This is a genomic window from Paraburkholderia sp. J12 (assembly GCF_905220215.1).
In the GTDB taxonomy this organism is placed as follows: Bacteria; Pseudomonadota; Gammaproteobacteria; order Burkholderiales; family Burkholderiaceae; genus Paraburkholderia.
The window spans coordinates 94,144-116,465 of the sequence record NZ_CAJMZC010000009.1; the positions used below are offsets into that span (position 1 = coordinate 94,144).

The 22,322-nt window shown below is 64.5% G+C and carries 18 protein-coding genes and 6 tRNA genes; 5 read left to right on the forward strand and 19 right to left on the reverse strand.

The window, feature by feature from the left end; all coding sequences use genetic code 11:
• Positions 1-56: 56 nt before the first annotated feature.
• Positions 57-869: a haloacid dehalogenase type II gene (locus U5760_RS19695; protein ID WP_322013966.1), complete on the forward strand. Its 813-nt coding sequence runs from the start codon at positions 57-59 to the stop codon at positions 867-869.
• A 71-nt stretch (positions 870-940) separates the two neighbouring features.
• Positions 941-2,533: a malate synthase A gene (gene aceB / locus U5760_RS19700; RefSeq protein WP_322013967.1), complete on the forward strand. Its 1,593-nt coding sequence runs from the start codon at positions 941-943 to the stop codon at positions 2,531-2,533.
• A gap of 106 nt (positions 2,534-2,639) precedes the next feature.
• Here aceB and U5760_RS19705 read toward each other — a convergent pair whose 3' ends face one another.
• Entirely contained in the window at positions 2,640-3,041 is a 402-nt protein-coding gene (locus tag U5760_RS19705) for a gamma-glutamylcyclotransferase family protein (RefSeq protein WP_322013968.1), read from the reverse strand.
• Between the two features lie 29 nt (positions 3,042-3,070).
• The gene (gene rraA / locus U5760_RS19710; RefSeq protein WP_322013969.1) at positions 3,071-3,568 is read right to left on the reverse strand and encodes a ribonuclease E activity regulator RraA; all 498 of its coding nucleotides are present in this window, start codon (positions 3,566-3,568) and stop codon (positions 3,071-3,073) included.
• Positions 3,569-3,718: 150 nt separating this feature from the next.
• Between rraA and U5760_RS19715 the strand changes: the two genes are divergently transcribed.
• Positions 3,719-4,615, forward strand: a complete 897-nt coding sequence (locus U5760_RS19715) for a helix-turn-helix transcriptional regulator (protein WP_322013970.1) — start codon at positions 3,719-3,721, stop codon at positions 4,613-4,615.
• Positions 4,616-4,655: 40 nt separating this feature from the next.
• Here U5760_RS19715 and U5760_RS19720 read toward each other — a convergent pair whose 3' ends face one another.
• The 7 genes from U5760_RS19720 to gltX all read right to left on the reverse strand — a co-directional run bounded on the left by U5760_RS19720 (position 4,656) and on the right by gltX (position 7,693).
• On the reverse strand, positions 4,656-5,120 hold the full coding sequence (locus tag U5760_RS19720) for a GNAT family N-acetyltransferase (protein ID WP_322013971.1): 465 nt from the start codon (positions 5,118-5,120) through the stop codon (positions 4,656-4,658).
• Between the two features lie 142 nt (positions 5,121-5,262).
• A tRNA-Asp gene (locus U5760_RS19725) sits at positions 5,263-5,339 on the reverse strand.
• Positions 5,340-5,417: 78 nt separating this feature from the next.
• A tRNA-Glu gene (locus tag U5760_RS19730) sits at positions 5,418-5,493 on the reverse strand.
• 70 nt (positions 5,494-5,563) lie between these two features.
• Positions 5,564-5,640: transfer RNA gene (locus U5760_RS19735), tRNA-Asp, on the reverse strand.
• Positions 5,641-5,726: 86 nt separating this feature from the next.
• Positions 5,727-5,802: transfer RNA gene (locus U5760_RS19740), tRNA-Glu, on the reverse strand.
• A 180-nt stretch (positions 5,803-5,982) separates the two neighbouring features.
• Positions 5,983-6,058, reverse strand: a tRNA-Ala gene (locus U5760_RS19745).
• Positions 6,059-6,271: 213 nt separating this feature from the next.
• Complete coding sequence (gene gltX / locus U5760_RS19750; RefSeq protein WP_322013972.1) at positions 6,272-7,693, reverse strand: glutamate--tRNA ligase; 1,422 nt, start codon at positions 7,691-7,693, stop codon at positions 6,272-6,274.
• Between the two features lie 489 nt (positions 7,694-8,182).
• Between gltX and U5760_RS19755 the strand changes: the two genes are divergently transcribed.
• Positions 8,183-9,148 (forward strand): patatin-like phospholipase family protein, encoded by a 966-nt coding sequence (locus U5760_RS19755; RefSeq protein WP_322013973.1) that lies wholly within the window; start codon positions 8,183-8,185, stop codon positions 9,146-9,148.
• Positions 9,149-9,249: 101 nt separating this feature from the next.
• Here U5760_RS19755 and U5760_RS19760 read toward each other — a convergent pair whose 3' ends face one another.
• From U5760_RS19760 to U5760_RS19780, 5 genes are all read right to left on the reverse strand, one after another.
• The gene (locus tag U5760_RS19760; RefSeq protein ID WP_322013974.1) at positions 9,250-9,993 is read right to left on the reverse strand and encodes a C40 family peptidase; all 744 of its coding nucleotides are present in this window, start codon (positions 9,991-9,993) and stop codon (positions 9,250-9,252) included.
• Positions 9,994-10,130: 137 nt separating this feature from the next.
• Positions 10,131-11,756, reverse strand: coding sequence for a dipeptide ABC transporter ATP-binding protein (locus U5760_RS19765; protein WP_322013975.1), 1,626 nt, complete (start codon positions 11,754-11,756; stop codon positions 10,131-10,133).
• Positions 11,753-12,862 (reverse strand): ABC transporter permease, encoded by a 1,110-nt coding sequence (locus U5760_RS19770; RefSeq protein WP_415914135.1) that lies wholly within the window; start codon positions 12,860-12,862, stop codon positions 11,753-11,755. The genes U5760_RS19765 and U5760_RS19770 overlap by 4 nt, the downstream gene beginning before the upstream one ends.
• Position 12,863: 1 nt before the next feature.
• Positions 12,864-13,901 (reverse strand): microcin C ABC transporter permease YejB, encoded by a 1,038-nt coding sequence (locus U5760_RS19775; RefSeq protein WP_322013976.1) that lies wholly within the window; start codon positions 13,899-13,901, stop codon positions 12,864-12,866.
• Between the two features lie 14 nt (positions 13,902-13,915).
• Entirely contained in the window at positions 13,916-15,727 is a 1,812-nt protein-coding gene (locus U5760_RS19780; RefSeq protein ID WP_415914140.1) for an extracellular solute-binding protein, read from the reverse strand.
• Positions 15,728-15,964: 237 nt separating this feature from the next.
• On the opposite strand from U5760_RS19780, the gene fabI reads away from it, so the two are divergent.
• Positions 15,965-16,756, forward strand: coding sequence for an enoyl-ACP reductase FabI (gene fabI / locus U5760_RS19785; RefSeq protein ID WP_322013979.1), 792 nt, complete (start codon positions 15,965-15,967; stop codon positions 16,754-16,756).
• 142 nt (positions 16,757-16,898) lie between these two features.
• Here the strand turns inward: fabI and U5760_RS19790 are convergent, their stop codons facing one another.
• The 5 genes from U5760_RS19790 to U5760_RS19810 form a co-directional block, all read right to left on the reverse strand.
• The gene (locus U5760_RS19790) at positions 16,899-17,240 is read right to left on the reverse strand and encodes a hypothetical protein (protein ID WP_322013980.1); all 342 of its coding nucleotides are present in this window, start codon (positions 17,238-17,240) and stop codon (positions 16,899-16,901) included.
• 507 nt (positions 17,241-17,747) lie between these two features.
• Positions 17,748-17,841, reverse strand: a tRNA-Ser gene (locus tag U5760_RS19795).
• A 173-nt stretch (positions 17,842-18,014) separates the two neighbouring features.
• Entirely contained in the window at positions 18,015-19,265 is a 1,251-nt protein-coding gene (locus U5760_RS19800; protein WP_322013981.1) for an aspartate kinase, read from the reverse strand.
• A 524-nt stretch (positions 19,266-19,789) separates the two neighbouring features.
• On the reverse strand, positions 19,790-21,232 hold the full coding sequence (gene tilS, locus U5760_RS19805; protein WP_322013982.1) for a tRNA lysidine(34) synthetase TilS: 1,443 nt from the start codon (positions 21,230-21,232) through the stop codon (positions 19,790-19,792).
• 43 nt (positions 21,233-21,275) lie between these two features.
• A complete protein-coding gene (locus U5760_RS19810; protein WP_322013983.1) occupies positions 21,276-22,247 on the reverse strand; it encodes an acetyl-CoA carboxylase carboxyltransferase subunit alpha in 972 nt (323 codons plus the stop codon).
• Between the last annotated feature and the right edge of the window lie 75 nt (positions 22,248-22,322).

Consider the following 22,322-nt stretch of genomic DNA (forward strand, 5'->3'; position numbering starts at 1 on the left):
GTGATGTAACTCATGAATACAATTCACACCGACCTCTGAAAATGGAGTGCAAGGCTATGTCGGCCACAACGACACCGAGCGCGACGTATAACGTGACGCCCGGCGCCCCCCGATTCCCGAAGGCAGTGATTTTCGACGCGTACGGCACGTTGTTCGACGTGCACTCCGTCGTGGCCGCTGCCGAGCAGATGTTCCCCGGCCAGGGCGAAGCGCTCTCGCAGCTCTGGCGGCTCAAGCAGATCGAATACACGCAGCTGCGCACGCTCTCGAACCCGGCCGGCGCCCGCTATCGCGCGTTCTGGGACGTCACGCTCGACGCCCTGCGCTACGCCGCGCGGCGCCTGAATCTCGCCCTGACGGGCGCAGGCGAAAAGCGTCTGATGGACGAATACGCCTGCCTCTCGGCCTTTCCCGACGTGCTGCCCGTGCTGCGCCGCCTGCGCGCGCTTCACGAGACGCAGGAAAACGGCGCGCGCCTCGGCCTCGCGATACTCTCGAACGGCAATCCGCAGATGCTCGACATCGCCGTGAAGAGCGCAGGCATGACCGGCCTTTTCGATCACGTGCTGTCCGTCGATGCCGTGCGCGCCTACAAGCCCGCCGCCGCGGCCTACGCGCTCGGCACGGCCGCCTTCGACGCGGCGCCGCGCGATATCGTCTTCGTTTCATCGAACGGCTGGGACGCAGCCGGTGCCGGCTGGTTCGGCTATACCACTTTCTGGATCAACCGCCAGCGGCTGCCCGCCGAGGAACTCGGCGTGACACCCAACGGCACCGGCGGCGGCATGGCAGAACTCGCCGCCTTTCTCGAAACCGCAGCGCCGCCTGAACGGACCCCTGCCCGAGCCCGCCCCAGCCCCGGCGCGTGACGAAATCCGCGGATGCCGCAAGGACGCCGCACTACCCACACCTACACGAACTGACCGACCAAGGAGCAATCATGGCGAACACGTTGCAACTGCCGCAAGGCATGGAGATCTCGGCGCAAATCGAACCGGGCTTCGAAACGATCCTCACCCCCGAGGCCCTCGAACTCGTGGCGAAGCTGCACCGCGCCTTCGAGCCGCGCCGCCAGGAACTGCTGGCCGCGCGCGCCGAACGCACGAAGCGCCTCGACGCCGGCGAGCGTCCGGATTTCCTCGAAAGCACGAAGTCGATCCGCGAAGCCGACTGGACCATCGCGCCGCTGCCGAAGGATCTCGAATGCCGCCGCGTGGAAATCACGGGCCCGGTCGAGCGCAAGATGATCATCAACGCGCTGAATTCCGGTGCGGACTCCTACATGACGGACTTCGAGGATTCGAACGCGCCGAGCTGGGAAAACCAGATCGTCGGCCAGATCAACCTCAAGGACGCCGTGCGCCGCACGATCTCGCTGGAGCAGAACGGCAAGCGCTATCAGCTGAACGACAAGGTCGCCACGCTGATCGTGCGTCCGCGCGGCTGGCACCTCGACGAGAAGCATGTGACGGTGGACGGCAAGCGCGTGTCGGGCGGCATTTTCGACTTCGCGCTCTTCCTCTTCCACAATGCGAAGGAACTGATCGCACGCGGCAGCGGCCCCTACTTCTATCTGCCGAAGATGGAAAGCCATCTCGAAGCGCGCCTGTGGAACGACATCTTCGTCGCCGCCCAGGAAGCCGTGGGCATTGCGCGCGGCACGATCCGCGCGACGGTGCTGGTCGAGACGATCCTCGCCGCCTTCGAAATGGACGAGATCCTCTATGAGCTGCGCGAACACAGCTCGGGCCTGAATGCCGGCCGCTGGGACTACATCTTCTCGGCGATCAAGAAGTTCAAGAACGACAAGGACTTCTGCCTCGCGGACCGCGCGCAGATCACGATGACCGTGCCGTTCATGCGCGCCTACGCGCTGCAACTGCTCAAGACCTGCCATCGCCGCAACGCGCCGGCCATCGGCGGCATGAGCGCGCTCATTCCGATCAAGAACGACGCGGCGGCGAACGACAAGGCCATGGGCGGCGTGCGCTCGGACAAGGCGCGCGACGCCGGCGACGGCTACGACGGCGGCTGGGTGGCCCACCCGGGCCTCGTGCCCATCGCGATGGAAGAGTTCGTGAAGGTGCTCGGCGACAAGCCGAACCAGATCGGCAAGCAGCGCGCCGACGTGGCCGTGACGGGCAAAGATCTGCTCGACTTCCGTCCGGAAGCGCCGATCACCGAAGCGGGCCTGCGCAACAACATCAACGTGGGCATCCACTACCTGGGTTCGTGGCTCGCCGGCAATGGCTGCGTGCCGATCCACAACCTGATGGAAGACGCCGCGACCGCCGAAATCTCGCGCTCGCAGGTGTGGCAGTGGATCCGCTCGCCGAAGGGCAAGCTCGAAGACGGCCGCAAGGTCACGGCCGAACTCGTGCGCGAACTGATCCCGCAGGAACTGGACAAGGTGAAGGCCGTGGTGGGCGGCGACACGAAGCCGTACGAGCGCGCCGCGCAGATCTTCGAACAGATGTCCACGTCGGAGAATTTCGTGGACTTCCTCACGCTGCCGCTCTACGAAGAGATCTGATGCTCATCTGAGCGCCGCTTGAGAACGGCAAAGGCCCGGCGGATGCGAATCCGCCGGGCCTTTTTACGTTGCGTTGCGTGAGCCCACGTTGAGCCGCAGCAGGCGCTCAGCGCGAGAGGCGATGCGCGATCCAGTCGCCGCTGCGAATCTCCGGGCGTCCGTGAACCGACGCGTGCGCGACCGGATAGAAGAGGCAGCCCATCTGTTGCCCATCCACCTCCACGCTCACCTGCGCGGACACGAACAGGCCGTCCACCCCCGGGTAGACGTGCTCGATCTCGTCGAGCACGGCCACGAGCGCGTCGTCGATCTCATAGACTTCGCCGACCACGCCCGACGCCTCGGTATCGGCGACCATGCCCGGATAGCGGCCGAAATCGAACAGACGCCCCGCCACCGTCGTGCGGCCCACGAGGCGCGGCCGGGCGATCGCATAGCGCTCGGCCGCGAGGTTGATGTCGTTGATCTCCCCCGCGCGCAGCGTCCCGTACACGAACACGTATTTCATGATTGCTTGCTCCTGCCTGTATTGCCGGTTCAGATCGCGAGCGGCGCGTCGGCAACGAGCACGCCGTCGATGTCCGCATAGATCCAGTCACCCGTGCGCACGGTCGCGCCAGGCATGCGCACCGGCACGTCGCGCTCGCCGATGCCGCGCCGGAAGCTGCGCTGGGGATGCGTCGCGAGCGCCACGATACCCACGTCGAGCGCATTGAGTTCGAGCGTGTCGCGCACGCAGCCGTTCACCACCACGCCCGCCCAGCCGTTGTTCTGGGCAAACTGGCCGAGATTGCCGCCCACGAGAGCACAGCGCAGGCTGCCGCCGCCATCGACGACGAGCACACGGCCTTCGCCCGGCGTCTCGAGCGTGGCGCGCACGAGCGAATTGTCTTCGAAGACCTTGAGGGTCAGCGCGGGGCCGCTGAAACCCGGCGCGCGGCCGAACCAGCGAAACACCGGATCGAGCACGCGCAGCGTGCCGGCAGCGAGCCGGTCTTCGTGCGCATCGCAAAGGTCGGCGGTGGCGAAAGTCATGATGGTTTTCCTCGTGCGATGACGGACCCGGAGCATTATGCCCTTCCCCAAAGCGATGCGTGCAGGCGGCTCGCCGTGCAGCAGGCGCGGGCGCGCAGGGATTGCGCCTAAAATGATCCCGAGCCTTCAACGTCGCATCCGACCGCTGCCATGCCCTACTCCGTTCCCGCATCGCCGCTGCCTGCTGCGGAATTCGTCGACATCCCGCCCGAGTTCGAGCCCATGGTCGAGCATCCCGTGCGCGTGCGCTCGCGCCCCATGGCGGCGGGCGTGCGAATCGCGCTGCACACGCATGCCTGGGCGCAGCTTGCGTACACGTCGCGCGGAGTGCTGCGCATGACGACGCCGGGCACCACCTGGATGGTGCCGCCTTCGCGCGCGATCTGGATTCCGCCGCACGTCACGCACGAAGTGGCGATCGTCGAAGATGCTTTCCTGCGCACGCTCTACGTGGATCAGTCGGTGATCCCGCCGGGGCTCGGCGACTGCCGCGTGGTCGAAGTCTCGGGGCTGTTGCGCGAGACCATCGCCGCACTCGACGAACGCGGCATCGGCGCCTCACGCGAACGTCTGCTCGCCTCGCTCGCGCTCGACGAAATCACCCGCTCGGCGCCGCTGCCACTCGCCGTGCCGATGCCGCAGGAAAAGCGCCTGCGCTCGCTCTGCGAAGCGCTGCTCGCCGATCCTGCCGGCCCGGGCTCGCTCGAATACTGGGCCGCACACGTGGGCGCGAGCACGCGCACGATCGCGCGGCTCTTTCGGCAGGAGCTGGGCGTGAGCTTCTCGCAGTGGCGCCAGCAGGCCATCCTCGCGCGCGCGATTCCGCTGCTCAATCAAGGACGGCCGATGGCCGTCGTCGCCCAGGAACTGGGCTACCAGAGCCAGAGCGCGTTTTCGGCGATGTTCCGGCGCGCGTTCGGCGAAAGCCCGCGCGCGTTCATCGCGCGCGGCGGCGATCGGTTCGACGATGCAGAGGAAGAAGAGTCGGCGCTGGGTCAGGCCGGTGAAGAGATGCACAACGAAGCCGGCCCGCAAGCCGCCGGATAGCTTGCACGGCGAGGCTGCACAGCGCAGAAATGTGCGAGGTTCAGACGGTGCGCGTCATATGGCGTATCGACCCGAGCCTCGCCAGCCTCGGCCCGGCCACCCGGTAACCCATGCGCAGATAGAGCCGCGCTGCCGGGTTATCGACGAACACGCGCAGTTGCAGTTCGCGCAGGCCGCGCTCGCGCGCCCAACGATGCGCCATGTCGAGCAGGAAAGTCCCCGCGCCGTGGCCACGATAGCCTTCGGCGATCTGCACGTCGCGAATGTGCAGCGAATCGCCCTCTTCGGTTACGCGCAGCACGCCTATCGCCTGAGCGTCGAGTTCGAGAATGAAATTCTCCGATTCGCGATAGCTGGCGAGAAAAAGATCGCCGCGCCAGACCAGATGATGCCGCCGGTAGTAACCGCCCATGTTGTTGCGCGTGAGCGCCTCGGCGAACTCAAAGTCGCCCATGGAGGCGTGGCGCAACTGGAAACGCGAAGGAATGTCGTTCGGAGCGAACATGAGAGGCAGCGGGCCAGAAACCGGGTTTCGACTACGCTACGATACCGCGCGCGTGCCGGCAATGGCAGTTTGTCCGTACAGGTGCGGCGGCGGGAAAGAAATGAAAAAAGCCCGCTGGAATTTCCAGCGGGCTTCGTACTTCTGGCGGAGCGGACGGGACTCGAACCCGCGACCCCCGGCGTGACAGGCCGGTATTCTAACCGACTGAACTACCGCTCCAGTCCTGCTTGCACCGGCGGGCGTCGGTCGATTCCCGCTGGCGGCGTCGCCACACTGCTTTGGCGCCGCTGTTGTCTTTGGCGTCCCCTAGGGGATTCGAACCCCTGTACTCACCGTGAAAGGGTGATGTCCTAGGCCTCTAGACGAAGGGGACAACACAGGCTTACGCCTTTACTACTTTAACTAAAAAGCCCGCTCAAGTTATAGCCTGAACGGGCTTCATCTGGCGGAGCGGACGGGACTCGAACCCGCGACCCCCGGCGTGACAGGCCGGTATTCTAACCGACTGAACTACCGCTCCAGTTCGACATACACAGATGGGCGTCGGCTGATTCCCACCTGGCGCCTCGTCGAAATCATGACGATTTTATCGACGACGCTCATGTCTGGCGTCCCCTAGGGGATTCGAACCCCTGTACTCACCGTGAAAGGGTGATGTCCTAGGCCTCTAGACGAAGGGGACATAATCTTTTCAGATAATGCCTTGCTACACTTTACTGCGCTTTTACCGTATTTCGCCGCTAAATTTACGCAATCGCGCTACTTAACTGCGAAGTCCGACATTGTAACTTCTTTACCGCACTTTGTGAAGAATTTTTTTCTTCACCCTCGCTTGCGCGAAGAATTTCTTACTCTGCTCTGTTGGTGGAGGTAAGCGGGATCGAACCGCTGACCTCTTGCATGCCATGCAAGCGCTCTCCCAGCTGAGCTATACCCCCTTGCAGAACAGAAGCGAGATTATAAACAGCAATTTCGCTTGTGTAAAGAGCTTTTGGATCGTTTTTCGCAATTTTTTTGAAACTTCGTTGCGGGATCCATCGGCTCCTGCGTGAGCGTTACTGCTTGCTCGCGCACCGTTTTCAACGGAGCCCGAATACTACAAGATCTCCTGCCCCGGCGCTAGTGCCGGGGCAAAAAATCTTCAAAAAAGATCACACCGTTTTCGCGAGACCCTGCTCGATGCGACCCACCACCGCGTCGCGACCGAACAGCGCGAGCACCGCATCGATGGCCGGCGTATGCGTCGTGCCCGCCACGAAGAGACGCACGGGCATGGCGAGCTGGGGCATCTTCAGCTTGTGCGCGGCCAGCGTCGCCTTGAGCGCGGCCGAGATGCCCTCCTTCGTCCACTCCGCTTCCTTGAGTGTCGTGGCAAGTTCGGCGAGCGCGGGACGTACGGTTTCGGTCACGTGCTGCGCCAGCGCGTCGGCTTCGGGCTGCGGCTCGCGGTAGAACATCTGCGCGCTCTCGGCGATGTGCTTGATCGTCGTCGCGCGATCCTTGAAGAGCGCAACCACGCCTTCGAGCGCCGGCCCTGCGGCGAGCGTCGCCTCGTCGATGCCGAGCGCCGCGAAGAACGGCTTCGAGAGTTCGGCCAGACGCGCGTTGTCCACCTCCTTCAAGTAGTGGTTATTGAGCCAGTCGAGCTTGTCCTGGTCGTACTGCGCCGGCGACTTGCCGAGGTGGTCCAGATCGAACCACTCGACGAACTGCTCGCGCGAGAACACTTCCGCATCGCCGTGCGACCAGCCGAGCCGCGCGAGATAGTTCAGCACCGCTTCGGGCAGATAACCTGCGTCGCGATACCCCATCACGCTCATCGCGCCGTGGCGCTTGCTCATCTTTTCGCCCTGCTCGTTGAGCACGGTCGGCAGGTGCGCGTACACCGGCGGCTCGCCGCCGAGCGCGCGCAGGATGTTGATCTGGCGCGGCGTGTTGTTCACGTGGTCGTCGCCGCGGATCACGTGCGTGATCTTCATGTCGAGGTCGTCCACCACGACGCAGAAGTTGTACGTCGGCGTACCGTCGGGGCGTGCGATCACCAGGTCGTCGAGTTCCTCGTTCGAGATCTCGATGCGACCTTTCACGGCGTCGTCCCATGCCACCACACCGGTGAGCGGGTTGCGAAAGCGCAGCACCGGCTCGACGCCGGCGGGCGGCGTGGGCAGCACCTTGCCCGGCTCCGGGCGCCACGTGCCGTCGTAGCGCGGCTTTTCGCCGGCGGCGCGCTGGCGCTCGCGCAACGCGTCGAGCTCCTCGGTGGACATGTAGCACGGGTACACGAGGCCCTGCTCGCTCATCTGCCTGAGTACTTCGCGATAGCGGTCCATGCGCTGCATCTGATAGAACGGACCCTCGTCGAAATCGAGGTCGAGCCACGCCATGCCTTCAAGGATCGCGTCGACCGATGCGGACGTCGAACGCTCGACGTCGGTGTCCTCGATCCGCAGCACGAAGGTGCCCTTGTTGTGGCGCGCGAACGCCCAGGGATACAGCGCGGAGCGGATGTTGCCGAGGTGGATGAAGCCGGTCGGGCTCGGCGCAAAACGGGTACGGACGGGAGTCGTGGTCATGGGCGATTACTCGAAAGCGATGCCGGCGCGCGGCTGAAGTGCGCGCCGGACAGGCGGCGTTCGCGGCGCGAGTGCGGCCTCAGGCGCTGCATGCGCACAGTGCGCGATGCAGGGGAACACGGCGCGGCGCGAACGGAAAAACCGGGAAAATAGAGACCGGATTATACCCGTCGGCGGCACGTTCGGCCCGGCGTGGTCGGCTCGGGCCCTGCGCAGGTTCGGACCGGGATCGGCCGCGCTCGCACCGAAAATCGGCCGACACATCGCGTTACAAGCGCGTTTCGAATTCCCGCCCGGCTTTGTCTTATGATGTCGGCGCGCCGCATCCGTCGCCCGGCGCAGCATGGGGTTGCCTGCCTGGGTTAGCAGGCAGCGCCCGCGCTAGAAGACTGCGGTGCGCGGGCCGTCTTGCAGCGTGCGATCGAACGATCGCGCCACGCAACTTCGCGGCCATGCGACGCCGGATGGAGAACCCGTTTGAAGTCCTGCTTGAATTCCAGCTCGAAGCCCTCATCGCCCTCTCTGAGCCGGCGCAGCTTTTCGCTCGCGGCCGCTTCCACCGTTCTGGCCGCCTGCACGACCGCGGGCACGCAGACCGCGCAGGTCGCCCCGCCGTTGACCGCCAACACCGCGCCGCCACCGCCCGTGGCGAGGCCGCCTCGCCCCATCCGCGTGGGTCTCGCGCTCGGCGGCGGCGCCGCGCGCGGCTTCTCGCACATCGGCGTGATCAAGGCGCTCGAAGCCCGCAACATCCAGGTCGATCTCGTCGCGGGAACGAGCGCGGGTTCGGTCGTGGCTGCGCTCTACGCTTCGGGGATGAACGGTTTCGCCATCAACAAGCTCGCGCTGACGATGGACGAAGCCTCCATCAGCGACTGGGCCATGCCCTTCGCCACCCGCGGCTTCCTGCACGGGCTCGCGCTGCAGAACTACCTGAACACCACGCTGCACGACCGGCCGATCGAAAAGATGGCCAAGCCGCTCGGCATCGTCGCCACGGACCTGCATAGCGGACAACCGATCCTGTTCCAGCGCGGCAACACCGGCATTGCCGTGCGCGCGTCGTGCAGCCTGCCGTCGATCTTCGACCCGGTGAAGATCGCGGGTCACGAGTACGTCGACGGCGGCCTCGTGAGCCCCGTGCCGGCTTCGTTCGCACGCAAGATGGGCGCCGATTTCGTGATCGCGGTGGACATCTCCGCGCGCCCGGAAAGCGCGTCGACGCTGAGCCAGTTCGACGTGCTGATGCAGACCTTCACGATCATGGGTCAGACCATCAAGACCTACGAGCTGGAGAAGTACGCCGACGTCGTGATCCGCCCGAACCTGAACGCCATGTCGGGCAGCGATTTCGGCCAGCGCAACGCGGCAATCCTCGCGGGCGAGGAAGCGGTGGCGAAGATGATGCCGGAGCTCGAGCGCAAGCTGGCTGCTGCGCGCGTCGCAACGGTTTGAGGAGGCGCGGGTCGAGCGCGGCCCGCAAAGAAAACACAACCCGGAACAAAAAAACCTGCTTCAGACGAAGCAGGTTTTTCCTGAAAAGCCCGACGCCGCGATCAGTTGTCGCCGGTATTGCCGTTGAGCTGCACGCTCACGCGCTGCTTGAGATCCTGCTGCTGTTGCGGCGTAAACGAGGTCTCGACCCGGCGGGCACCCGTAAAGCGCTTTTCCCAGTAACCGTCGTCCAGGTCGTCAACACGGATCGTGCTGCCGGTGGACGGCGAGTGCACGAACTTGTTGTCGCCAATATAGATGCCGACGTGCGAGAACGTGCGGCGCATCGTGTTGAAGAACACGAGGTCGCCCGGCTTGAGGTTGCTCATGCTGACCTTCTCGCCCACGCGGCTCATTTCCTCGGCACGGCGCGGCAGCGAAAGACCCAGCGTATCCTGGAACACATAGCGCACGAAACCGCTGCAGTCGAGGCCCGAATCGGGCGTGTTGCCGCCCCAGCGATAACGCACGCCGATCATGTTGAGGGCGCCCACAACCACGTCGCCGGCCTTGCCGGCCATGCCCGAGAGGAACGACCGGGCGCCGCCGTCGGCCGCAGCCGGGGTCGCCTGGGGGGTCGCGTTCTGAGCGGTGGCCGAAGTGGCCTGCGGAATCTGGGAAGCCTGGGGAAGCTGCGAGTTCGTTGAATTCGCCGAATTAGCCGTGCTATTGGGCGAAAATGAGGCATTCTGGTTAAAGCTGCTTACTTCGTCGGCGAACGCGCCGGGAGCCGCGGCCATCAGTACGCCGATGAACATCCCGGCGACGACGCGCGTGCAAGCCTGGGTCAAGTATCGGTGCTGCATTGGTCGGTAGAAATTGCCCGCGAATCAGGGGGTTAGTGAAAAGTTTGGACGATACTAGCCAGTAAGTATTTGTGTGTCAAAACAAATAGAAAAATACAATCGCGATACGCACATCATTGGTGAATGTTTGGTGAATGTCATGAAGCCAGCGCCGCTTTCAATAGCTTTCGCGTGTAAGGATGCGCTGGGTCATCGAATATTTTCGCGACGTCGCCGGCCTCGACGATCGCGCCGTTCTGCATCACCGCGACCCGGTGCGCCATTGCGCCGATCACCTCGAGGTCGTGGCTGATGAAAACGTAGGCCAGGTTGTATTTGCGTTGCAATTCCGTCAGCAGACGCAACACCTGTTGCTGGATCGAAACGTCGAGCGCGCTGGTGGGTTCGTCGAGGACAAGCACGCGCGGCTCGAGTACGAGCGTGCGGGCAATGGCAATGCGCTGGCGCTGGCCGCCCGAGAACTCGTGCGGATAACGCTGCAGCGCCGTGCGGTCGAGCCCGACTTCGCGCAAGGTGGCAACGATGCGCTTCCTGCGCTCCTCGCCACTCAGATCCGGGCGATGCAGCGCGAGCCCTTCGCCGACAATGCGCTCGATGGTCTGTCGCGGCGAAAGCGAGCTGAATGGATCCTGAAAGACCACCTGCAGATGCGAGCGCAATTCGAGCTTACCCTGCCCCTGATAGCTCGCAACCGGCCGCCCCTGGAACTCGATCTGACCGCCCGCGATACGTTGCAGGCCCAGCATCGCCATCGCGAGCGTCGTTTTCCCCGACCCCGACTCGCCGACGATCCCGAGCGTCTCGCCCTGCCGCACCGAAACGCTCGCATCGTTCACCGCCCGGAATCGTCCCTTGCGCCACCAGCCCGTGAAGCCCGGCAGCTTCGTCGCGAAATCGACCATGACGTCCTTCGCTTCCAGCAGCACGGGGGCGAGCGGCAGCACCGGCAATACGTGGCGTTCGGGCCGGCTCGCGATGAGCCGCTGCGTGTACGGATGCTGCGGCGCCTCGAAGATCTGCTCGACGCTGCCCGCTTCCACGAGCTTGCCCTGCTCCATCACCGCAACCCGCTGCGCGAAGCGGCGCACGAGATTCAGATCGTGCGTGATGAGCAGCACCGCCATGCCGCCGCCGGGCTTTTCGGCCTCCTCGCGCTGCAGTTCGAGCAGCAGATCGACGATCTGGCCGCGAATCGTCACGTCGAGCGCCGTGGTGGGTTCGTCGGCGAGCAAAAGGCGCGGCCGGCACGCGAGCGCCATCGCGATCATCACACGCTGGCGCTGCCCGCCCGACAGCTGATGCGCATAGCTGCCGATACGCCGCTGCGGCTCCGGTATACCCGTGCGCTCGAGCAGTCCGACGGCGCGCGCCCAGGCCTCCTTCTTCGTCACGCGGTCGTGCACCACGATCGTTTCGGCAATCTGCTCGCCGACCGTATAGAGCGGATTGAGCGCCGTCATCGGCTCCTGGAAGATCATGCCGATGTCGCTGCCGCGCAGGCCGCGCATCGCCCGCTCGCTCTTCGCGAGCAGATCGTCGCCGTTGAAGCGGATCGCGCCCGACAGCTCAGCATCGCGCAGCAAGCGCAAGACCGCGAGCGCCGTCACGGTCTTGCCCGAGCCCGACTCGCCCACGAGCGCCACGCGCTCGCCGCGCCCGATCGAGAGCGACACGTCGTCCACCGCGAGCGTCTCGCCAAAGCGCACGGACAGGCGATCGATCGCGAGCAGCGGCGTTTCCACCGTTTGCGTCAGCGCGCTCATTGCTGGTTGCCCCCTGCCTTCATCGCATCGGCAATGCGCGTATCGAGCGCATTGCGCAGCGCATCGCCCATGAACGTGAGCAGGAGCAGCGTGAGAACCAGCACGCCGAACGTGGACATGGCGATCCACCAGGCGTCGAGATTCGCCTTGCCCTGCGCGAGCAGCTCGCCGAGGCTCGGCGTGGGCGGCGGCACGCCGAGGCCGAGGAAGTCGAGGCTCGTGAGCGCGAGAATCGACCCGCTCATGCGAAACGGCAGGAAGGTGATGACGGGCGTGAGGCTGTTGGGCAGCACGTGGCGCCAGATGATCTGCCAGTTCGAGAGGCCCATCGCGCGCGCGGCGAGCACGTAGTCCTGGTGGCGATTGCGCAGGAACTCCGCGCGCACGTAGTCGGACAGGCCGATCCAGCCGAATAGCGAAAGCAGCACGAGCAGCAGGATGAAGCCCGGCTCGAAGATCGAGGCGAAGATGATGAGCAGATAGAGCTCCGGCATCGCGCTCCAGATTTCGATCAGCCGCTGCCCCACGATATCGGTCTTGCCGCCGAAGTAACCCTGCACCGCGCCCGCCAGCACCCCGAGCAGCGTGCCGATGGCGGTCAGCACCAGCGCGAACTCCACCGACACGCGAAAGCCATAGAGCAGCCGCGCGAACAGGTCGAGGCCGCTCTGATCGGTGCCCAGCCAGTTTCGGCGCGAAGGCGGCGCCGGATTCGGCACCTTCGAGAAGTAGTTGAGCGTGTCGTAGTAATACGGGTTCGGCGGATAGATCGCGAAATTGCCGGGCGCGTCGAAGCGATGGCGAATATACGGATCGAGATAGTCGGCCGGCGTCGGGAAGTCGCCGCCGAAGGTCGTCTCCGGATAGGCCTTGAAGAGCGGGAAATACAGATGCCCGTCGTAGCGTACGACGAGCGGCTTGTCGTTGCACCAGAGCGGACCCGCCAGGCTCGCCGCGAATACGACGACGAATACGATGAGGCTCCAGTAGCCGAGCCGCTGCTGCCTGAAACGCGCCCACACGCGCCGCGCGGGCGTGGGCGACTTGAAGGCGGCAACGGATTCGGTGCGCAGTTCGGGCTCGAGGCCGGCACGGGCTCGGTTCAACTCAGCGCTCCAGTTGTTCGAATTGGATGCGGGGATCGACCCACACGTAGCACAGATCGGAAATAAGCTTCGTCAGCAGTCCGATCAATGTGAAGAGGTAGAGCGTACCAAGCACGACGGGATAGTCGCGCCGCACCACCGACTCGTAGGAAAGCAGCCCCAGTCCGTCGAGCGAAAAGAGCGTCTCGATCAAGAGGCTGCCCGTGAAGAACGCGCCGATGAAGGCCGCCGGAAAGCCCACCACGAGCGGCAGCATGGCATTGCGGAACACGTGCTTCCAGAGCACGGTGCGCTCGGAGAGCCCCTTCGCGCGCGCAGTCATCACGTACTGCTTGCGGATCTCGTCGAGGAACGCGTTCTTCGTGAGCATCGTCGTCACCGCGAAGCTGCCCACCACCGAAGCCGTCACGGGCAGCGTGATGTGCCACAGGTAATCGAGAATCTTGCGGCTCCAGGAGAGCGTGTCCCAGTCGTCGGAGGTGAGGTTGCGCAGCGGGAAGATCTGCAGGAAAGTGCCGCCGCCGAACAGCACGAGCAGCAGCACGCCCAGCACGAAACCGGGAATCGCATAGCCGAACAGCACGATCAGGCTCGTCACGAGGTCGAAGTTCGAGCCGTTGCGCACCGCTTTCGCAATGCCCAACGGCACCGATATCAGATAGGTGAGAAAGAAGGTCCACAGACCGATGCTGATCGACACCGGCAGCTTCGAGACGATCAGCGACCACACGCTCTGGTGGTGAAAATAGCTCTGCCCGAGATCGAAGTGAGCGAAGCGGTCGAGCATGAGGAAATAGCGCTGCAGCGGCGGCTTGTCGAAGCCGTAGAGCGCCTTCAGTTGCGCGATCTGCTGCGCGTCCACGCCCGTATGCGCGCGCATGCCGAACGGCATGCCCTGCTCCGAGCCGCGGCGCATCTCGCGCGCGGCCTGCTCCACGGGGCCGCCCGGCACGAACTGGATCACGACGAAGGTCAGCGTGAGCACGCCGAGCAGCGTCGGGATCATCAGCAGCAGGCGTTTGGCGATGTAGCTCCACATGGTCTATGCGTCCGTCAATGCTGCGGGTCCGGGGTCGACTGCGACTGCGGCTTGAACCACCACGCCGAGAGAATCCAGTCCGTCGCGTCATAGTACAGCGGCAGCTTCGCCGGATAAGCCAGGGTGTTGCGGTAGGCCACGCGGTGCGTCGAGCTGTACCACTGGGGCACCACATAGTAGCCATGCATCAGCACCCGGTCGAGCGCATGCGAGGCGTCGAGCAGTTGCTGCAGCGTCTGCGCCTGCACGAGGGCCTTGAGAATCGCATCGACGGCCGGCGATTTCAAACCGATCAGATTGCCCGAGCCGGCCTCGTCGGCGGCCTTGCTGCTGAAGCGGTCGATTTCCTCGGTGCCCGGCACCTGCACGTCGGGAAAGCGGATCGTCGTCACGTCGAAGTCGAAGGCGTCGAGGCGCTTCTGATAGAGCGCGAAATCGACCGTGCGATAGTCCACGCGAATCCCGAGGCGCGCGAGCGCACGCGTGTACTGCGCCATGATCGGCGCCCATTGCGACGCCCCGCCGCTATCGTCGAGCACCTCGAACACGAAGGGCTGGCCCTGCGCGTTGCGCAGCGCGCCGTTACGGTAGGTCCAGCCCGCGTCGGCGAGAAGCGCCCGCGCCTTGAGCAGGTTCGCACGCAGCGAATCGGGCGGGTCGGTATCGGGCTGCACGGGCGGCGGCCCGAACACCGCGGGGTCGAGCTGCTTGCGCCACGGATCGAGCAGCGCGACTTCGCCCGTCGACGGCAAGCCCTTCGCCTGGAACATCGTATTGGCGAACCAGCTGTCGAGCCGCGTGTACTGGCTATAGAACAACATGCGGTTGAGCCACTGGAAATCGAGCGCGAGGTCGAGTGCCTGCCGCACACGCACGTCCTGAAACATCGGCTTGCGCAGGTTCAGCACGAAACCCTGCATGCCCGTGCCGTTGTGCTGGGGAAACTCGCGCTTGACGAGCTCGCCGCTATCGAAGCGCTTGCCCACGTCGCGCCGCACCCAGTTGCGCGCGACGTTTTCGACGAGCGCATCGTACTCGCCAGCCTTGAACGCCTCGAGGCGCGCGACATCGTCGGAATAGAGCTTGTAGGTGATGCGCTCGAAATTGTTCGTGCCCACGCGCACCGGCAGGTCTTTGCCCCAGTAGTTCGGATCGAGCCGGTAGGAGATCGTGCGGCCGTTCGAATAGCTCTCGATCCGATACGGACCGCTGCCGATCGGTTGCTCGAAGGCGAGCTGATCGAAGGGAATGCGGCTGCCGTCCGCACGCAGCCCCCACTTGTGCGAGAACACCGGCATGCCGCCCGCGATGAACGGCAACTCGCGATTGTTCAAGCGAAACTCGAAGCGGATCGTCGCGGGATCGACCACGACCGCGCGCAAAACGTCACTGAAGTAGGCCTGCATCGAAGGTGCGGACTGCGGGCTCTTCAACGTGTCGAGCGAGAACTTGACGTCGGCGGCCGTCACGGGGTCGCCGTTCGAGAAACGCGCGCGCGGATTCAGGTGGAACGTCACCGACTTGCCGTCGGGCGCGATGCGGATGTCGTCGGCAAGTAGCCCGTAGGCCGAGGCCACTTCGTCCATGCTGCCCGTCGTCAGGCTCTCGAAGATCATGCCGAGCCCCGGCGCCGCATTGCCGCGCAGCGTGAACGGATTGAACTTGTCGAAGCTCGTGAGGCGGTTGGGGTTGGCCAGCACCAGCGTGCCGCCCTTGGGCGCATCCGGATTCACATAGTCGAAATGCCGGAAGTCGGCCGGATACTTCGGCTCGCCGTACTGTGCGATCGCGTATACCGCGTGTGCCGACGGCGTGGTCGCCAGCATCAGCGCGCACGCCGTGCCATAGAGCGCGCCGTGCCGCGCGCGCTCGCGCACCCACGCAACAAGCCGCGCCGCAACCGTCTGCATGCGCCCCGCGCGCGTTGCCCTGCCAGGCGTTCCTGTCGTCATGGAGAGGGATTTGTCCGGTGAGCCGTGTCAATTGTGAGAGAATTCTACCCAACAAACCACGCCGCGCCGCATTTGGCGGCGCGCGTCGCATTGACCTGATTAGGAGAATCCATGGGCTTCCTCGCTGGCAAACGCATCCTGCTGACCGGGCTGCTGTCGAACCGTTCGATCGCATACGGCATTGCGCAGGCCTGCAAACGCGAAGGCGCGGAACTGGCGTTCACGTACGTCGGCGACCGCTTCAAGGACCGCATCACCGAATTCGCCACCGAATTCGGCAGCAACCTCGTGTTCCCCTGCGACGTCGCCGACGACGCGCAGATCGAAGCCCTCTTCGCCGATCTCAAGCAGCACTGGGGCACGCTCGACGGCCTCGTCCACTCGATCGGCTTCGCACCGCGCGAAGCGATTGCCGGCGACTTCCTCGACGGCATGACGCGCGAGAACTTCCGCATCGCGCACGACATCTCGGCCTACAGCTTCCCGGCACTCGCGAAGGCCGCCCAACCGATGCTGTCGGAGAACGCCTCGCTCCTCACCCTCACCTACCTCGGTGCCGAGCGCGCGATTCCGAACTACAACACGATGGGTCTCGCGAAGGCCTCGCTCGAGGCGAGCGTACGCTATCTCGCGGTCTCGCTCGGCGGCAAGGGCGTGCGCGTGAACGGCATTTCGGCCGGCCCGATCAAGACGCTCGCGGCAAGCGGCATCAAGAGCTTCGGCAAGATCCTCGAATTCGTCGAGCAGAATGCGCCGCTGCATCGCAACGTCACGATCGAGCAGGTCGGCAACACGGCCGCGTTTCTGCTGTCCGACCTCTCGGGCGGCGTGACCGCCGAAATCGTGCACGTCGACTCGGGCTTCAATGCCGTGGTGGGCGGCATGGCCGGCATCGGCGAATAAATCGGCGAATAAGCGCGAACTTCACACGCTGCGCAGCACGCGCCTCGTTGCGTGTGCAACGGCAGATGCAAAAAAGCCGCTCCCTGGAGCGGCTTTTCTTTTGCTGCTACGCACGCTGCGCGTGCGCAGCAGCGCCGGCGGCTTAGTGCCAATGTCCCGGCGGCGGACCACCGTGCCAGCCCGGGCCGCCGTGATAGCCGGGGCCACCGTGATTGCGATTCCAGTCGCCACGGTTCCAGTAGCGACGACCGTCCCAGTAGCGGTCGCCATGCCAGCCGATGTAGATCGCCGGCGCGGCATAAACCGGCGCGGGCTGATAGACCACCGGCGGAGGCGGCGGCGGCGCATAGACAGGCGCCGGCGCGACATAAACCGGGGCCGGGATACCGATATTGACGCCAACGCTCACGCCCGCCATCGCGGCGCTCGATGCACCAATGGCCAGGCCCCCGACGAGCATTGCAAGAACACGAGCGAACTTCATGGACTCACCTTTTTGCGAATGATTTTGTTGGATGCAATATAACGCAGCCTCGCGCACCGCATATTTCACGTTTGTAATAACTGATGCACAAACCGCCTTCGCATGCACCCTGGTTACGTCTCGTTACACTGACGCCGGCGTAGACAGCCAGCCTGCGTCGAAATCGCAACGCAACGCGACGCCCACGATGAAGCGGCGCTACGCGAACCGCACCCGAAGAACGACGCGACGCAGCATAGCATTGCACGCGCAGCACCGGTGTCCGATGTTGCAGCGTTTGCATGACAACAACGTCATCAACGGCCATGCAGCGGAAACTGCGCTACGGCATTGCCCAGCCGCGTGAAGCCGCGGGCCCACTAGAACGTCCGGGCATGAGCGCCAGGCAGTCCTGACTATCTCGACATTTCATTGCGCGCTCGAAACCCGCACAACCCGGCACAAACGTCCGCCGAAAAAACAAAAACCCCGCAAGTCCGAAAACTTGCGGGGTTTCGCCGCCATTTCTGGCGGAGACGGAGGGATTCGAACCCTCGATCCAGGTTTTGGCCCAGATGCTCCCTTAGCAGGGGAGTGCCTTCGACCTCTCGGCCACGTCTCCCGAAAATTTCGCTCGCGCCAGGGAGGCAGCGCGACGAAGCCAAGATAATAGCGGGTTCGCGCGATCAGGTCAATTTTTGAGACGCGTTTTTTTGCAGATTTTTCTGCAAGTGCATGATAACCGCTGCGCACAGCGCCCCAAACCGGTAAAACCTGTCACGCGAGCGTCACGCTTTACGCGTGTTCGAGATCGAACGCCTTATGGAGCGCACGCACCGCGAGTTCCATGTACTTCTCGTCGATCAGCACCGAGATCTTGATTTCGGAGGTCGAAATCATCTGGATATTGATGCCCTCTTCCGAGAGCGTACGGAACATCTTGCTCGCCACGCCCACGTGCGAACGCATGCCCACGCCCACCACGGAAACCTTCGACACCTTCGGGTCGCCCAGCACCTGTTCGGCGTTCACGTGCCCCTTCACCTGGTTGTTGAGGACCTCCATGGCGCGCTGATAGTCGCCGCGCGGCACCGTGAACGTGAAGTCGGTCTTGCCGGCCACGCTCTGGTTCTGGATGATCATGTCGACATCGATGTTCGCGTCCGCCACCGGGCCGAGGATCTGATACGCGATACCCGGCTTGTCGGGCACGCCCATCACGGCAATACGGGCCTCGTCGCGCTGGAACGCGATACCCGAAATGACTGCTTTTTCCATGGTGTCGTCTTCTTCAAAGGTAATCAGGGTGCCCGACTTCATTTCCTCCGCGAGGTCCATCATCGGGTCGGTCAGGCTGGAGAGCACGCGCGTCTTCACCTGATACTTACCCGCGAATTCCACCGAGCGGATCTGCAGCACTTTCGAGCCGAGGCTGGCCATTTCCAGCATCTCTTCGAAGGTGATGCGGTCGAGCCGGCGCGCGTCGTCCACCACTCGCGGATCGGTCGTGTAGACGCCATCCACGTCCGTATAGATGAGGCATTCGTCGGCCTTGAGCGCCGCGGCCACCGCGACCGCCGACGTGTCCGAGCCGCCGCGGCCGAGCGTCGTGATATGGCCTTCGGGGTCGATGCCCTGAAAGCCCGTGATCACGACCACCTTGCCTGCATCGAGATCGGCCAGCACGCGCTCGCCATCGATCTCGTTGATGCGCGCCTTGGTGAAGGAGCTATCCGTTTTGACCGGGACCTGCCAGCCGGTGTAGCTGATCGCATCGACGCCCGCTTCCTGCAGCGCGATCGACAGGAGGCCGACGCTGACCTGTTCGCCGGTCGAGGCAATCATGTCGAGCTCGCGCGGATTCGGCTGGGGCGAAAGCTCTTTCGCGAGACCGAGCAGACGGTTGGTTTCGCCGGACATCGCCGAGGGCACGACGACCATCTTGTGGCCGGCCTTGTGCCATTTGGCAACGCGCCTGGCGACGTTCTTGATGCGCTCGACCGAGCCCATCGAGGTGCCGCCGTATTTGTGTACGATGAGTGCCATTGTCGTTCTGAACTGGAGATGTTACGGCGCTGGCGCACTGAAAACGGCGCCGCCTGCGGATTCGATGCCATGGCGGCGACAACGCTTTAGCGCGTGCAGCACGCGCGGATTTGCCCGCCAGTGAAGGTGCGGCCAGCTGCGCTCAGGTACGCGCGCGACGCTACGCTCCACCCGCCCCGCGACGCCTTTCCTGCAACCGACCCGTGAGGGGCGAAGGAAAGACCGCGCTGTTCCTGGCATTGCCGACCGGTGCTGGATACCGCCTGCTTTGATGCGGCATTCGAAACCCACGCGGACGCCACATCGGTGCTGCTTTTGGCGGCACCCGTGAATGCGGGAAACGGGCTGGGCAAACGAAATACCCTACCCGATCGGGGCCGAAATTACAAGCTGGAAGTGGGCGGACATAGGCAAAAAAGGCTTGTGCAGCAAGGATTTGCGCGAAATGGCCCCATCGATCGAGCCCCTGTTCTGTATTCGCGCCAACTGCTTTCATGAAAATCGGGCCCGAACATTCAGGCCCTTCACGCGATTAGAAGATCCTCGCGCCATTCAATGCGGCGCCAGTTCCCGCTGGGCGACTGCATATCGGCCGCAGCGTCCCAATCGGCAAACGCCGCGCGATTCACGCCTATGTGCGGAACGAACAGCAGCGTCTCGCCGCTGTACAAGAGCGGCACGTCGCGCTCCCACGCGGGGATGCCGTGCGCCTGGAACACGTGCTTGAGCGTGCGGCTCACCCCCGCGCCGGCATCCCGCACGCGCTCTCCCCCGCTGCGTTCGCGCGCCACGAGAGGCTCACGTGCCAGCAGGGCTTCGGGCACCGCATCGGGATCGCCTGCATCGCTATGGGCGAAGACAAAAGAGCCGCGCCAGGCCGGCAGACGCCAGACTTCCTCACCGCGCCAGACCAGCTCGGCCGGCTGGCGCGCCACGCGCGGCGCTTCGGCCTCGCGCACCTTCTCCCAGAAGATCGCGCCGCGATAGCAGCGCAGCCGCCACCCCGCGTGATCGATACGTAGCGCATGGTCGCCCGCATTCGCGGACCCTGCGCGCGCGATCTCGCGCAACTGACGCAACGCGTCGGCAACGCGCGCGCTCGAAGCCGCCGGCAGACCGAGCGCGCGCATCCAGTAACGCAGCGCGTTGAGCGCGCGTTCGTCGTCGAGTGCGAGCAGTTGTTCGTGTGCCAGCGACTTGCCGTCGTCGCCGGTTGCCAGCTGCGCGAGGTCGATCTGCGCAAGCGCGTCGAGCAACCGCTGCGCCGACGCCGCGTGCGACGCCGTGCGCGCGAGTGTGTCGCGAAAGCCGGGGAAATGCGCGCTCAGCGCCGGCATCACGTCGTGACGCAGCGCATTGCGTGCGTAGCGCGTATCGGCGTTGGATTCGTCGTCGATCCAGTGCAGGCCATACGCGCTCGCGTACTGCTCCAGTTGCACGCGCAACAATGACAGCAGCGGCCGCACACGCGGCACGCCACCCGCCGGCGCGCGCGCCGGCGCCATCGCCGCCAGGCCCGCCAGACCCGCGCCGCGCAGCAACTGCAGCAGCACCGTCTCGGCCTGATCGTCGGCATGCTGTGCGAGCCACAACGACTGCGCGCCGTGAGCGGCACACATCGTTTCGAGCGCGCGATAACGTGCGTCGCGCGCCGCCGCCTCCACGCCCGCTGCCGCATCCTGTGCGACCTCCACGCGCTGCGCGTCGAAGCGCACGCCAAGCGTGCGCGCCGTCGCAGCACAATGCAGGAGCCAGGCATCGGCATTCGGACTCAAGCCGTGATGCACGTGCAACGCCACGCAGCGCGATGGACCCGCCGCGCGCACGGCCGCATCGAGCAGCACGGACGAGTCGAGGCCGCCGCTATAGGCAATCGCAACGCGGCTGTCGTCGGGGAGCGTGGAAAGCACGACGCCGAGCGCATCGAGAACGATGCGCCCGGCGTCGGAATCGGAATGGGCGTTCATTGAGAGGAAGGCGCTCGCGCGCCCCTCGATCAGACGCGAGGCGTTACGCGCCCGGCGTCGTTTCCTTGAACTTGCCGTAGGCCATCAGGCGCTCGAAGCGGCGCTCCTTCAGGTCGGCAATGCTCATGCCCTGGAACTGGCGCAGCGAGTCGGAAAGCGCACGGCGCAGCAGCGCGGCCATGCCCTTGGGATCGCGATGCGCGCCGCCAAGCGGCTCGTTGACGATCTTGTCGATGAGACCCAGCGCCTTCAGGCGGTGTGCAGTGAGGCCAAGGGCTTCCGCGGCTTCCGGCGCCTTCGCTGCGCTCTTCCACAGGATCGACGCACAGCCTTCCGGCGAGATCACCGAATAGGTCGAGAATTGCAGCATCAGCACGGTGTCGGCCACGGCAATCGCGAGCGCGCCGCCCGAACCGCCTTCGCCGATGATCGTCGTGATGAGCGGCGTCTTGAGTTCGGCCATCACGTAAAGATTGTGGCCGATCGCCTCCGACTGACCGCGCTCTTCCGCGCCGATGCCGGGATACGCGCCCGGGGTATCGACGAACGAGAAGATCGGCAGACCGAACTTCTCGGCCAGACGCATCAGGCGCTCGGCCTTGCGGTAGCCTTCGGGGCGCGGCATGCCGAAGTTGCGCGCGGCGCGCTCCTTCGTGTCGCGGCCCTTTTGCTGGCCGATCACCATGCAGGCCTGGCCGTTGAAACGCGCAAGGCCGCCGACGATCGACAGGTCGTCCGAGAAGGCGCGGTCGCCGTGCAGTTCGTGAAAGTCGGTGAAGAGTTCGTGTATGTAGTCGAGCGTGTACGGGCGCTGCGGATGACGCGCGATCTGCGAAACCTGCCACGGGTTCAGGTTCGCGTAGAGGTCCTTCGTGAGCTGCTGGCTCTTCTTCGAGAGCCGGTCGATCTCTTCCGAAATATCGACGGCCGAATCGTCCTGAACGAAGCGCAGTTCTTCGATTTTCGCTTCGAGTTCAGCGATCGGCTGTTCGAAATCCAGAAACGTGGTTTTCATGTGGTGGAATCCTTGCACTTACCGGCAGCGCGTATTCTAACCGCGACTGACAACGTCGAAATCGCCTCTGATCTA